Here is a 13,086-nt window from a genome sequence, read left to right as displayed (position 1 = left end):
ACGTGGAGGACTTCGCGTTCGCGTTCGCGTCGATCGAGGGCGAATTCAGGGGCGCCACCTGGGCCGGGGTGGCGGAGTGGTTCGACGGGCTGCGCCGGGAGGACGAGGGTTTCGCCTCGCACCAGTACCTGCGGGACATCGTCGCGAGCGTGCTGGCGAGCGACGTGGCGGACCGGCTCGGCGTGGTCACGTCGATGCACGACCTCGTGGTGGTGTCGCTGGACACGACGAACGGCCACTACGAGACGATCAAGGTGATCTCACCGTCGACGGGTGCTCCGGTCGACGACGGCTGCTTCGCGATGACGTTCCACGGCCGCAAGAAGCGCAGGCGGGGACGCAAGGAGATCCGGCAGCACCCCGTCGCGGACGCCGTTCCCGCGTTTTGGCGGATGGTCGAAGAGAAATTCGGCATCGTCTCGAATGGTGGCCGTTCCACTCCGTGAAACGTATAAACGCTTTCGGGTGAATTTGGGTGCCAAAGTGGTGTTCCATGTCATCTGTTAACCATCGCGTCACGTGCTCCGGTAAAACTGGGTGAAAGCAGTTCGACTCGGTCGGGGGTGAGCCATGCGCAGCGTTCTGCTCGCGATCGTGGTCGCCCTGTGCGCCGTGCTGACTCCGGCCATCTCGACCGCGTCGGTCAGCGCGCCGCCGCCGAAGTCCAAGACGTCCGTGCCCAAGGAGGAAGCGCCCCGCGAGGAGCGCGAGACGAACAGGCTGCGCGTGGCCGTCGCGCCCGACCGGGAGTCCTCGCTGGCCAGGCCGTCGTCCGTGCCGGCGCTCGCGCTGCAGGACCAGCCGCGTGCCGTGCCGGTGTCCTCCGCCGAACCGATATCGGTCTGGCGCACACCTCCCGCATTGCAGGTGTTCCGGAACTGATCGGCCCTTGCCGCCGATCAAAACCGAACACTTTTCGTCAAATGCAGTGAGGGACTCCCGTGGACTTCCATCGCTTTGTTCAGCATGCCCGCGCACACGCCGCTTCCCGGTCGAGCGCACTCGGTCGCGAGCTCGCGGCGGGGCAGCGGCCCAGCACCATGTTCATCACGTGCGCCGATTCGCGCATCGTCACGGCCGCCATCACCGGCGCGGAGCCCGGTTCGTTGTTCGAGCTGCGGACCGCGGGCAACGTCATTCCGCCGTACTCGCTGCACGCCCCGAGCAGCGAGATGGCGACCATCGAGTTCGCGGTGCTCCAGCTCGGGGTCAGCGAGATCGTCGTGTGCGGTCACTCGCACTGCGGCGCGGTGGGCGCGTTGACCGGGGGCGGCATCGACCACCTGCCCGCGATGCGCGGGTGGCTGCGGCCGAAGGAACCGCGTCAGGTCAGTGAACCGGCCATGCGCACGGAGGGGCAGCAGCACGTGCGGGCGCAGCTCGACGTCCTGCTGGCCTACCCGTTCGTCGCCGCGAAGGTGGCGGAGGGCGAGCTGCGCGTCCACGGCTGGTTCTACGACATCGAGACCGGCGAGGTCTCCGCGTGCGACGAGCACGCCTTCCTTCCGCTCTAGGGGTCCGGCATGAAGAACAAGTACTGGGCCGACCTCGGTGCGTCGGTCGTCGTGTTCCTCGTGGCGTTGCCGCTGTGCGTGGGCGTGGCGGTGGCGTCGGGTGTGCCGGCTGAGCTCGGCATCGTGACCGGTGTGGTCGGCGGCATCGTCGTCGGCCTGCTGCCGGGCAGCACCATGCAGGTGAGCGGACCGGCCGCCGGGCTGACGGTGCTGGTGGCGGACGCCGTCGGCCGGCACGGGATTCAGGCGCTGGGCATCATCGTGCTCGGCGCCGGGCTGTTGCAGGTCGTGCTGGGCTTACTCCGGTGCGGGCGGTGGTTCCGCGCCATCTCGCCCGCCGTGGTGCAGGGCATGCTCGCGGGCATCGGGCTGGTGCTGATCTTCGGGCAGCTCAAGCCGATCCTCGCGTCGCCGGTCGCGATGGCGCTGGGCCTGCTGACCGTCGTGATCATGCTGCTGTGGCAGCGGACTCCCCTGCGGGTCGTGCCGGGTGTGCTGGTGGGCGTGGTCGTGTGCACCGCGGTGGCGGCGGTGTTCGCGTCCGACGTCGCCAGGATCTCCGTCGGCACGCTGTCCGCGGACGTGCACCTGCCGGACCTCTCGTTGCTCGACACCGGGATCGTCGGCACGGCCGTGGTGTTCGCGCTGGTCGCGTCGGCGGAGAGCATGTTCAGCGCCGCCGCGGTCGACCGCATGCACAACGGCCCGCGCACGCGGTACAACAAGGAGCTGGTCGCGCAGGGCGTCGGCAACACGATCTGCGGCCTGCTCGGCGCGTTGCCGATGACGGCCGTCATCGTGCGCAGCTCGGCGAACGTGGCGGCCGGGGCGCGCACGAAGGCGTCCAGGGTGCTGCACGGCGTGTGGCTGCTGGTGTTCGTGGTGGCGGTGCCGGGGATGCTGACGTTGATCCCGGTGGCCGTGCTGGCCGCGGTGCTGGTGCACGCCGGCTGGAAGCTGCTCGGGCTCGGGCAGCTGCTCCCGTTGTGGCGCAAGGACAGGACCGAGGTCGCGGTGCTCGTGCTGACCGCGGGTCTCATCGTGGCCACGGACCTGCTGACCGGCACGGTCGTCGGCCTGCTGGCCGCGGTCGTGAAGACGGCCTGGGACGTGTCCCGGCTGTCGGTGGTCGTGACGGCCGACGGGGTGGCGTTGCGCGGCAACGCGACGTTCCTGCGGCTGCCGCGGCTGCTGGACGAGCTGGAGCGGGTCGACCGCGAGCACGTCCGGATGGACCTGAGCGAGGTCCGGCACCTCGACCAGGCCTGCGGGCAGGCCATCGACCAGTGGGTCGACGAGTCCCGCCGGGCCGGCAGGACGGTCGAGCTGGTCGGGCGGTAGGACGAGGGCGCCGCGGCCGTGGCGGTCGCGGCGCCACCCTGTCGCCACGGGGAAGTTCCGGTGAACACTGGGCCGTTCGGGTGCACCCGGCTAACGGCGGTGTGAGATGTGTCGACCCAGCAGATGAACCAGTAGGGGGCGACACGATGGCCAGTGCGGGATTCGACGCGAAGTTCCTCGGCACCGCGGCGGGGCTGCCGGTGCTGAACGACTCCGGAGCGGACGACGCCGTCGAGCTGAACGGCTCGACCACGATCGACTACACGCACTTCTCGCTCGCGCTGAGCAAGTCGCGCAAGTTCGCGATCTGGGTCGCGTGGAACATCGACGGCGGCGAGCTGAAGGCGCTGAGCCGCAGCGGCATCCCGTTCGTCAAGGACCCGCGCGTCCCGGCCGAGTTCCAGACCGGCGACGAGCTCTACCGCGACAACCGGCTCGACCGCGGCCACCTCGCGCGGCGCGCCGACCTGTGCTGGGGCGCGAAGGCCGAGGCGCAGCGGGCGAACAAGGACTCGTTCTTCTTCACGAACATCACGCCGCAGATGGACGACTTCAACCAGAGCACGAAGGAAGGGCTCTGGGGCAGGCTGGAGGACGCGGTGCTCGCCGACGTCGACGTGGACGACCTCAAGGTCAGCGTCTACGGCGGCCCGGTGTTCAACGCCGACGACAGGGTGTTCCGCAGCGTCGCGATCCCGCGCGAGTTCTACAAGGCGATCACGTTCGTCGTGGACGGCGAGCTGCGCTGCAGCGCGTTCCTGCTCACCCAGAACCTGATCCTGGCCGAGGCGCTCGACCTCGACGAGTTCCGGGTGTTCCAGGTGTCGCTGACCGAGCTGGAGAAGCGCACGAGCTTCACCTTCCCGGCCGAGCTGCACGCCGCCGACACCGCCGCCGTCCAGCTGCTCGACGAGTCCGAGCGCAAGCCGCTCGACAGCCTCGCCGACATCAGGTGGTGACGGTGACCCCCGGCAGCCGCTGACGCAGCTCCTCCAGCCTCGCCGGCGACTCCGGCTGGTGCACGACCAGGTGTTCCAACGCCGGCAGCGCGCGCGCGTCGTCCGCCGCCGGCACCCCGAACACCTCCAGCGTCGTGACGGTCGGCCACCGCTCCAGCCCCGCCAGCGGGTAGGGCGGGCGGTGGTCGACCGCCAGCTCGCGCAGCGCGGGCAGCTCCGGCACCGCGGCCAGTCCGCCGTCGGTCGCCGAGTCGCGGATCTGCAGGCGCCGCACCGACCCGCCGGCCAGCGACTCCAGGTCGACGCGGCTGAAGTGCAGGTGCAGCTCGTCCAGGTCCTTCACCGGCGACAGGTCGATCCGCCCCAGCGGGCGGCAGCGGCTCAGGTGCAGTTCCTTCAACGACCGGGAGAGCGCCAGCGGCGAGAGGTCGCGCATGACCTCGTTCTGCCACAGCTCCAACCGGTGCAGCGACGGCATCGCGCCCAACGGGTCGAGCGGGTTGATGTTGCCGATGCACCGCACGTACCGCAGCTTCTCCAGGTGCAGGATGAACTGGATCCGGTGCCAGCCGCGCACGTCCACGCGCCGGTCGCCGAAGTCCACCTTCGCGAGCACGGTCCTGGCGTACTTCTCCGCGTCCGGCGTGTTCCGCCACGCCCGCAGCAGCTCGTCGATGACCATCGCGTGGTCCACGGCGACGAACTCCGCGATCCGCTCCCACGCGCCCTCACCGCCGATGTTCGCGAGCGTCCGCACGATGTACGCGGCCTCTTCCGCCGCTTCGGGGCCCGGCAGCAGGTCGACCACGAACGACCCGGCCTCGGACAGCGCGTCCGCGTGCGAGAAGCTCGTCGGCGGGATCAGCGCGGCGGCGGCCTGCGTGACCTGCGCCCGCGCCGTCTCGGGTTCGATCACGTCGGCCTGCTCCAGGCACGCCAGCGCGAGCAGCCGCAGCTTGTCCCGCCCGCGCTCGTCCTTGCGCGTGTCGTCGTTGCCCGCCAGCAGGTCCATCAGCACGCGGGCCCGTTCGCGCGGCCGGGCGTGCGCGACGGCCATCACCACGACGTCGTGCCACTCGTCGAGATGTGCCCTGTCCACCAGCAGGTTCAGGTCGCCGGCGTCGACGACCTCCTTGGCCGCCAGGTAGTCCCGAAACGTGCGGTGCACGAACTGCACCCGTTCGTTCGACACCTCGCGGAGCAGCCCCGCCCGTTCGAGCAACCGCTGCATGGCGTCGTCCGGGTCGATCTCGTGCGACCGCAGGCCGCGCATCGCGTTGCCGAGCCGGTGCACGGCCTCCTCGCGCGGCACCATCAGCTCCCGGTTGCGCACCAGCGAGTACGCGAACCGTTGCAGCAGAACGAGCTGCTCCTCCTTGGAGAACGACGGCAGCGCGAGCCCGCGGTCCTCGTCCCACCGCACCAGCAGCAGGTCCAGCGCCGCCTCGTACAGCGAGCGGCGGTCGCGCGGCAGGTGCATGTTCCGGTCCTGGTGCAACGCGCACAGCAACCCCGCCAGCAACGGGCTCGACGCCAGCCGCCGCAGGTCCGGCCGCTTCGCCAGCGTCCCCACCAGCCGCGTCTCGCACTCGGTCAGCCACACCCGCGCGTCGCGCGTCAGGCCCGGCTCGTCTCGGGCCGCCGTGTGCCAGGCCTCCACGAAGTCGCGCACGCCCTTGTCGCTCAACGGCAGCAGGTCGAACGTCTCGAAGCCGACGTCCTCCAGCCAGTCCTCCGGCACCGCGGCGGGACGCGTCGTGACGGCGTAGCGGGCCTGTGGGTAGGCGTTGACGAGCTGTTCGAGCCACAGCCGCGCCTCGGCGCGCCGTTCGGACACCAGCTCGTCCACGCCGTCGACGAGGACCAGCGCGCGGCCCTCCTTCAGCCGCGCCGTGACCCAGCCCGACGGCTTCTCCTCCTCGATCATCGCGGCGGTCGGCGAGATGAGCTCCTCCGGCTTCGGCAGCGACGAGTACTGCCGCAGCGGCACGAAGAACGGCACCAGCCCGAGCCACTCGTTGCCCGACGTCCTGGTCTCGCCCAGCGCGTTCATCGCGAGCCAGCGCAGGAACGTCGTCTTGCCCGCGCCCGCGCCGCCGCGGATCAGCACCCTCGTGGTGTCGGCCGGCGCCGCGGACACCGGCAGCCCGGCGCCGGTCAGCTCGTCGGTGTCGCCGACCCGTGCCACCGCCAGCGACACGTACGAGGTGTCGAACGAGTGCCTTCGCGGCGCCCGCCCGCGCGAGACGCCGAACAGCTCCAGGCCGCCCAGCGAGTGCGCGACCTGCTCGGCGTACCGGTCCTCGAAGTCCCGGTGCGACGCCGTGAGCGCCAGTTGCCGCTGGTCAGCGAGGCGTGCCACGGCGTCGACGGTGACCCGGCTCATCCGGAACATCTCGACCGCGAGCCGCCGCGCGTACTCCGGCTGCGACCACACCAGCTCGACCACGGCGACGCAGACGCGCAGGAGCACCGCGTCGTAGACCGCCGTCGCGTGGTCCGACAGGCCCGCCGCCCGCCGGATCCGCTGGGACCTTGACGCCACGTGCGCCCGCAGCGACTCCGGCGTCAGCATCACGCGCAACGCCTCGTCGTCGCGCAACGGCAGCGAGGCCTCGATCGACTCGCGCACCGCGTCCACGGCGGCCTGCCACTCGTGCTGCTCGACGGTGCTCAGCTCACCGCGCGCCAGCTCGCTCGAGACCCGTTCCACCAGCGGTCCCGGCCTGGTCAGCTCACGCCGGCGCCTCTTGTTCCTGGCGCCCTTGTGCACGACGTCGAAGAGACCGACGAGCACTCGCTCCAGCACGGTCTCCAGCACCATCAGCAGTCCGGCGGAAATCGGGTCGGCCACACCTCCAGTATCAGCGCGGAACCACTTCGGGTTCCGGGACTTCACCAGCTGTTCACCGGCGTCACCGGGGGAGGGCGACCTCGCGGACGTGGCCGATCGCGAACTCCTTGCTGGTGCCGTCCGCGCACTCGGCGCTCAGCACGCCCTCGAGGTGCTGGGTCGGGACGACGACGTGCGTCTCGGTCCTGCGCGGCCCGCTCGCGTACCTGATCTCGACGCTGCTGCCGTCCACCAGCGCCGACGCCAGCAGCACGACCTCCTCGTCGCGCAGGAAGACGTTCTGGTCGCGCAACATCCGCGCAGCCCCTGCCCGCGGCGTCCCGCGCCCGACGCTCGGCCGTTCCTGCTCCACTAGCCGGATCGCGAGCTGGGCCAGCTCCAGGTCGTCCAGTTCCGTGCGCCACCAGCGGTCAGGCCGGCGTTCGCCGCGGGCGGGCGCCCGCAGCCTCTCGATCCGTTCCACAATGGACTGGTCGCCGCCGTCCACCGCGGTCGGCGCGTACCCGGCCCGCCGCAACGCCTCCAGCGTCTCCGCCATCGGCCGGTCCGAGGCGAGCACCGTCGGCGCGAGGAACCGCAGCTTCAACGACGCGAGGCGCTTCGACTTCGAGATCTCCTGCAGCAGCACGGAGTCTGCGGCCCGCACGCAGCTCTTCACGTCCGTGACCGTCAGGTGCCCGTGCCGCCGCGCCACGTCCCGCACCTGGTACTCGACCGCCTGCGGCAACGGCGCCTCCGACACCGCCGCCAGCTCCGCGAGCACCGCGTCCGCGGACAACCCGGTGTCCAGCGCCCGCCGCACCGACCCGGCCGACATCCGCCACACCCGCGCCGCGTCGTTGTCCTCCAGGTCCGCCACCAGGTTCAGCGTCGCGCTCAGCTCCGGCGACGGCAGCCCGTTCACCACGGCCGTCATGTCCGTCTGGAACGCGGCCTTCTCCGTCGCCGCGGGCATCAGCTCGGTGGCCGCGGCCTCGACGTCCCCGTCCCGCAGCACCGCGACGCCCAGCCGCGTCAGCGCGCCGCCCGCCACCAGGCCGAGCGACTCCATCTCGCCGATCACCGCCGCCGTCGCCCGCGGGTCGTGCACCGCCGGCCGTTCCCAGACCAGGTCGTCGACCAGTTCTCCCAGGTCGGCGAAGGCCTCCTCGGCGGAGAACCGCTCCAGCGCGCCGCGCCGCAACGCCAGCCCGGCGGCACCGGGGTAGTCGCGCAACGCCGCCCGCGCCTGGTCGGGCTCCGGCCGCCAGTCCATCCGCCGCCAGGCGCGGGCCAGCGCCGCGAGCCGCGCACCGGGCTGCGAGCCGAGCCAGGCGTCGCCCCGCGCGGTGGGTAAGAGCCGCGACCGGTCCACGCCCAGCAGCTGGGCCTCGGCGGCCAGTTCCAGCCACAACCGCAGCACCCCGTCCGCGACCCTCAGCGCCTTGGCCGCCCGCCGGATCTCCAGGGTCGCCACGCCGCCGGTGCCGCGGGCGTCGAAGACGTCCTGTTCGCAGTGGGCGAGCAACCGCGCCACTCCGTCCACAGTGGACATGGCGGGCACGACGGGGGAGATCTCCAGCGCCTTGCGCCTGCGCGGCGGCCGTGGCCGCGCCGTCAGCCGGCCGTGCGTCCCGCTCGCGCGCACCGAGTTCACCGCGACCAGCCGCGGCCCGTCCGGCCACGCCAGCGCGCGGTCCTTGAGCTGCCCGAAGGCCCGTTCGAAGTCATCGACCGTGCAGTGCAGCTCGGTGCAGACCGTGTCGATGGTGCCGGCGTTGCCCTGCGCGACGACCACGGCGAGCACGTCGAGCGCGCCCTGGTCGAGCGTGTCCTCGGCGGCGCGCACGGAGTCGGGGTCGGTGAGCTGGGTCGCGAGGTCCTTCACCGTCCGGATGAAGCGGTCCGCCACGTCGCGGCGGTGCGTGAGGACCGTGGCCACCTCGTCCGGCCCGAGTTGGAGGAGCCAGGTCGCGAGCGCGTTGATACGGCGTGGCATTCACCGGATTATGGCCCCGGTTGTGTGTCCTCAAACGAATTTTCACGCGTTCGGGCGGTCGGCCTAGGCTGACTCGGTGACGTTCAGCGGTTTTGGCGAGTACGCCATCGACTTCTACGACGGCCTGGTGCTCGACAACACGAAGGCGTACTGGGACGACAACAAGGAGACCTACCTGCGCGACGTGCGGGCGCCGATGGAGGCCCTGCTCCTCGCGCTGGAGAAGGAGTTCGGCGAGGGCAAGGTGTTCCGCCCGTACCGCGACGTGCGGTTCGCCAAGGACAAGACACCGTACAAAGACCACTGCGGCGCGGTCATCGAGAAGGGCCGCGGTGGCGGCGCCTACTACGTGCAGCTCAGCCCCGAGGGCCTGATGACCGGCGGCGGCTCGTTCCACATGCAGTCCGACCAGCTGGCCCGTTACCGGGCCTCGGTCGGCGCGCACGGCGTGCTGCTGCGCAAGATCGTGGACAAGCTGGTCAAGCAGGGCTGGACGCTCGCCGGCGACGTGATGAAGTCGAAGCCGCGCGGGTTCGACGACGACCACCCGCACCTCGACCTGCTCAAGCACCGGTCGATCTACGTGCGCAAGGTCTGGGAGCCCGACGACGCGCTGCACGAGCCGGAGTGTCTGGAGCGGGTGCGCAGGTCGTGGCGGCAGTTGCGGGACTTCAACGCGTGGTGCGCTGACCACGTCGGCGTGAGCGAACAGCCGCGGCGATAGCCCAGCCCAGGCCGATGCCGAGCACGTCCACCAGGGCGTCGAGCACGTCCCCGCTGCGGTGCAGAGGCGTGATCAGGTGCTGCAGGAGCTCCGAGACGCCCGCGTAGACGACCAGCGCCAGGAGGATGTGACGAATCCTCGCGTAGAGACCGGTGAGGGCGAGCAACGCGAACAACGCGGTGTGCACCACCTTGTCCGTGCCAGGTGGCGAGCTCGGCACACCTGACTCGGGGGTGAACAGCACGACGACGCTGAGCGACGCCGCGATCACGAACGGAAATACTCGTCCCATCGTCAAAACATTACCGATGGGTAGTTCGGGATCGGTCCAGGAACCAGGTCTACTCTCTCTACACGTGAGTCGACGCGCAAAGATCGTCTGTACGCTCGGTCCCGCCACTGGCACGCCCGAAAAGGTCCGTGACCTGGTAGCGGCCGGTATGGACGTGGCCAGGATGAACTTCAGCCACGGCAGCCATGCCGACCACAAGCAGGTCTACGACATGGTTCGCGCCGCAGCCGACGAGTCCGGCCGCGCCGTGGGCATCCTCGCCGACCTCCAGGGCCCCAAGATCCGCCTCGGCCGTTTCGCCGCGGGTCCGGTCGACTGGAACACCGGCGACGTGGTCCGCGTCACCGTCGAGGACGTCGAGGGCACGCACGACCGCGTGTCGACGACGTACAAGGAGCTCGCGAAGGACGCCAAGGTCGGCGACCGCCTGCTCGTCGACGACGGCAAGGTCGGCCTCGTGGTCGTCGACGTCGAGGGTTCCGACGTCGTCTGCGAGGTCACCGAGGGTGGACCGGTCAGCAACAACAAGGGCCTCTCGCTGCCCGGCATGGACGTCTCCGTGCCGGCGCTGTCGGAGAAGGACATCGAGGACCTGGAGTTCGCGCTCTCGCTGGGCGTGGACTTCATCGCACTGTCGTTCGTCCGCTCGCCCGCCGACATCGACCTGGTCCACCAGGTCATGGACCGCTCGGGCAGCAAGCGCCTCCCGGTGATCGCGAAGATCGAGAAGCCGGAGGCCGTGGACAACCTCGAGGCCATCGTCCTCGCCTTCGACGGCGTCATGGTCGCCCGCGGTGACCTGGGCGTCGAGCTGCCGCTCGAGCACGTGCCGCTGGTGCAGAAGCGCGCGATCCAGATCGCCCGCGAGAACGCCAAGCCGGTCATCGTCGCGACCCAGATGCTCGACTCGATGATCACGAACTCCCGCCCGACCCGCGCCGAGACGTCCGACGTCGCGAACGCGGTGCTGGACGGCGCGGACGCCCTGATGCTCTCGGGCGAGACCTCGGTCGGCCGCTACGCCATCGAGTCCGTGCAGACCATGGGTCGCATCATCGAGGCCGTCGAGACCGAGTCGGTCGTCGTGCCGCCGCTGACCCACGTCCCGCGCACCAAGCGCGGCGTGATCTCGTACGCGGCCCGCGACATCGGCGAGCGCCTGAACGCGAAGGCGCTGGTCGCGTTCACGCAGTCCGGCGACACGGTCCGCCGCCTGGCCCGCCTGCACACGCACCTGCCGCTGCTGGCGTTCACGCCGGAGCCGTCGGTGCGCTCGCAGCTGTCGCTGACGTGGGGCACCGAGACGTTCATCGTCCCGAAGGTGGAGTCCACCGACGAGATGGTCCGCCAGGTCGACGTGGCCATGCTGGAGATCGGCCGCTACCAGGCGGGCGACCTGATGGTCGTCGTCGCCGGCTCGCCCCCCGGCACCATCGGCTCGACGAACCTCATCCGCGTGCACCGCCTGGGCGAGGACGACCACGCGTAGTGGTTCGGCTCTCAACCCCTGAGGTCGATGTCATCGGCCCCGTCCCCTCATACTGGTCGTGAGGGCGCGGGGCCGATGCCGTGCCGCTAGGAGAGTTCTGCCGTGACTGAGGCCGCCCGTGCCGCCGCTTCGCACCCGTCCGGTGTGAGCGGACAATCCGCAGTGGACGATCTGGTCGCGTTGCTCGACCTGGAACGCATCGAGGAGAACATCTTCCGCGGCGTCTCCCCGGCCGAGTCGCCGGTGCGCGTGTTCGGCGGCCAGGTGGCGGGCCAGGCCCTGGTGGCCGCGGGCCGCACCGTCCCGGTGGAACGCCGCGTGCACTCGCTGCACTCGTACTTCATCCGCCCCGGCGACCCGCGCGTGCCGATCGTGTACGAGGTGGACCGCATCCGCGACGGCCGCTCGTTCACCACCCGCCGCGTCGTGGCCGTGCAGCACGGCAAGGCGATCTTCTCGCTCTCCGCCTCGTTCCAGGTGGAGGAGCAGGGCGTCGAGCACTCCTCGGAGATGCCCGCGGTGCCGGACCCCGAGACGTTGCCGACGTGGAGCGAGTCCGCCGCGTCCTACCCGCTGGTGAACCGGAAGTTCCCGAGGCCGATCGACGTCCGGTACGTGACCGAGCCGCCGTGGGAGTCGCGTGAGGACGGTCCGGGCGCGGCTGCCTCCCAGGTGTGGATGAAGGCGGACGGCAAGCTGCCCGACGACCCGATGCTGCAGTTGTGCGTGATGACCTACGCGTCGGACATGACCCTGCTGGACGGGGTTCTGGCCCGGCACGGGGTTTATTGGGGGCTGGACAAGGTTCTCGGGGCTTCGCTGGACCACGCGATGTGGTTCCACCGGGCTTTCCGGGCTGACGAGTGGTTGTTGTACGACACCTCGTCGCCTTCCGCCTCCGGGAACCGCGGGCTGGCCACCGGGCGGTTCTTCACGCGGGACGGGCAGTTGGTGGCGACCGTGGTGCAGGAGGGGTTGATCCGGGTGATCAAGTCTTCACCCGGTGGTGCATGAGTTCGATTAAACGTTCGAAGCACCTGCTCAGGTGATCAACGTTCCTGGACGGCGAGCCGATGCCTACACTCGTCTGGTAGTCGAGCTCGAAGCAGAGGGATGGTGAGCGCCTTGGCCGCGCAAGCCTGGCCGGAGCACCTGGTGACCTTGGACGAGTGGGACGCGATGCCAGAGGACAAGAACCTCGAGCTCGTGGATGGAGTCCTGCACGTGGTCGCCGCTGCTGTACCCCCGCACCAGAAAGCCCAGAATCGGCTGGCCTACTGGCTGGACGAACAGCTTCAGGGCGACTTCGAGGTCTATGCCGACGTCGATGTGGTGATCGACAGCTCGAACCGGCCAACCGTGCGCAAGCCGGACATCGTCGTGGTCACGTCAGAGGCAGCAGATCGCGACCCCAAGCGCTTCGACGCGGCAGACGTGGTCCTCGCGGTGGAGATCGTGTCGCCCGGCTCCGAGCGTGCTGATCGCGTCACCAAGCCCACGCAGTACGCCAAAGCGGGAATCGCGCACTACTGGTTGGTGGAGCTCGGAGATTTGATCAGTCTGACCGCGTTCGAGCTCGTGGACGGCGTCTACAAGCTCGTGGAGGACGGTGTGGGCGAAGTGCGGCTGACTCGGCCTGCCCCGCTGGCGTTCGACCTCGACGCGCTGACCCGCCGCCGCTAGGCCTTCCGCCGTCGGTGCGTGGGCCGCAGACCGGAAGGCGGCGTCAGAGCGCGCGTCTCCACCCGCTCCAGAACCACCGACGAGGTCAGGTTCCGCACCTCCGTCCGCGAAGCGATCTTGTCCATCAGGAACGCCTGCAGGTGCGTGGAGTCCGCCACCGCGATGTGGATCAGGAAGTCCGCCTGCCCGGACACGTGGAAGATCGACCGCGTCTCCGGCTGCGCCATCACGAACGCGCGGAACCCGGCCACG

At 70.3% G+C, this 13,086-nt stretch carries 13 protein-coding genes; 9 read left to right on the top strand and 4 right to left on the bottom strand.

The window, feature by feature from the left end; genetic code table 11:
* Positions 1-2 precede the first annotated feature (2 nt).
* From VF330_RS22690 to VF330_RS22670, 5 genes are all read left to right on the top strand, one after another.
* On the top strand, positions 3-446 hold the full coding sequence (locus VF330_RS22690; protein ID WP_330853662.1) for a hypothetical protein: 444 nt from the start codon (positions 3-5) through the stop codon (positions 444-446).
* Positions 447-570: 124 nt separating this feature from the next.
* Complete coding sequence (locus tag VF330_RS22685; protein ID WP_330853661.1) at positions 571-882, top strand: hypothetical protein; 312 nt, start codon at positions 571-573, stop codon at positions 880-882.
* A 158-nt stretch (positions 883-1,040) separates the two neighbouring features.
* Positions 1,041-1,514, top strand: coding sequence for a carbonic anhydrase (locus VF330_RS22680; RefSeq protein WP_330853660.1), 474 nt, complete (start codon positions 1,041-1,043; stop codon positions 1,512-1,514).
* A 9-nt stretch (positions 1,515-1,523) separates the two neighbouring features.
* Entirely contained in the window at positions 1,524-2,855 is a 1,332-nt protein-coding gene (locus VF330_RS22675; RefSeq protein WP_330853659.1) for a SulP family inorganic anion transporter, read from the top strand.
* A 146-nt stretch (positions 2,856-3,001) separates the two neighbouring features.
* On the top strand, positions 3,002-3,814 hold the full coding sequence (locus VF330_RS22670; protein WP_330853658.1) for a DNA/RNA non-specific endonuclease: 813 nt from the start codon (positions 3,002-3,004) through the stop codon (positions 3,812-3,814).
* Here VF330_RS22670 and VF330_RS22665 read toward each other — a convergent pair.
* Positions 3,804-6,668 carry an NACHT domain-containing protein gene (locus VF330_RS22665; protein ID WP_330853657.1) on the bottom strand — a complete coding sequence of 955 codons (2,865 nt, stop codon included), beginning with the start codon at positions 6,666-6,668 and terminating at the stop codon, positions 3,804-3,806. The two genes, VF330_RS22670 and VF330_RS22665, sit on opposite strands and share 11 nt — an antisense overlap.
* A 61-nt stretch (positions 6,669-6,729) precedes the next feature.
* Positions 6,730-8,646 carry a helicase-associated domain-containing protein gene (locus tag VF330_RS22660; RefSeq protein WP_330853656.1) on the bottom strand — a complete coding sequence of 639 codons (1,917 nt, stop codon included), beginning with the start codon at positions 8,644-8,646 and terminating at the stop codon, positions 6,730-6,732.
* A gap of 76 nt (positions 8,647-8,722) precedes the next feature.
* Here VF330_RS22660 and VF330_RS22655 point away from each other — a divergent pair, with 76 nt between their 5' ends.
* On the top strand, positions 8,723-9,370 hold the full coding sequence (locus tag VF330_RS22655; protein ID WP_330853655.1) for a DUF2461 domain-containing protein: 648 nt from the start codon (positions 8,723-8,725) through the stop codon (positions 9,368-9,370).
* On the opposite strand, the gene VF330_RS22650 is transcribed toward VF330_RS22655, so the two are convergent.
* A complete protein-coding gene (locus VF330_RS22650) occupies positions 9,318-9,662 on the bottom strand; it encodes a VanZ family protein (protein WP_330853654.1) in 345 nt (114 codons plus the stop codon). The genes VF330_RS22655 and VF330_RS22650 overlap by 53 nt on opposite strands.
* A 64-nt stretch (positions 9,663-9,726) precedes the next feature.
* Between VF330_RS22650 and pyk the strand changes: the two genes are divergently transcribed.
* The 3 genes from pyk (at position 9,727) to VF330_RS22635 (ending at position 12,834) form a co-directional block, all read left to right on the top strand.
* Positions 9,727-11,151, top strand: a complete 1,425-nt coding sequence (gene pyk / locus VF330_RS22645; RefSeq protein ID WP_330853653.1) for a pyruvate kinase — start codon at positions 9,727-9,729, stop codon at positions 11,149-11,151.
* Between the two features lie 102 nt (positions 11,152-11,253).
* On the top strand, positions 11,254-12,165 hold the full coding sequence (tesB, locus tag VF330_RS22640; protein ID WP_330853652.1) for an acyl-CoA thioesterase II: 912 nt from the start codon (positions 11,254-11,256) through the stop codon (positions 12,163-12,165).
* Positions 12,166-12,267: 102 nt separating this feature from the next.
* On the top strand, positions 12,268-12,834 hold the full coding sequence (locus tag VF330_RS22635) for a Uma2 family endonuclease (RefSeq protein ID WP_330853651.1): 567 nt from the start codon (positions 12,268-12,270) through the stop codon (positions 12,832-12,834).
* Here the strand turns inward: VF330_RS22635 and VF330_RS22630 are convergent.
* The coding region (locus tag VF330_RS22630) for an Lrp/AsnC ligand binding domain-containing protein (protein ID WP_330853650.1) at positions 12,831-13,086 on the bottom strand (256 nt) is incomplete at its 5' end. The two genes, VF330_RS22635 and VF330_RS22630, sit on opposite strands and share 4 nt — an antisense overlap.

This window comes from Lentzea sp., assembly GCF_036380075.1.
Taxonomy (GTDB): domain Bacteria; phylum Actinomycetota; class Actinomycetes; order Mycobacteriales; family Pseudonocardiaceae; genus Lentzea.
Note: the sequence above shows the minus strand (reverse complement) of the source record. Positions and strands in the feature narration are given on the sequence as shown.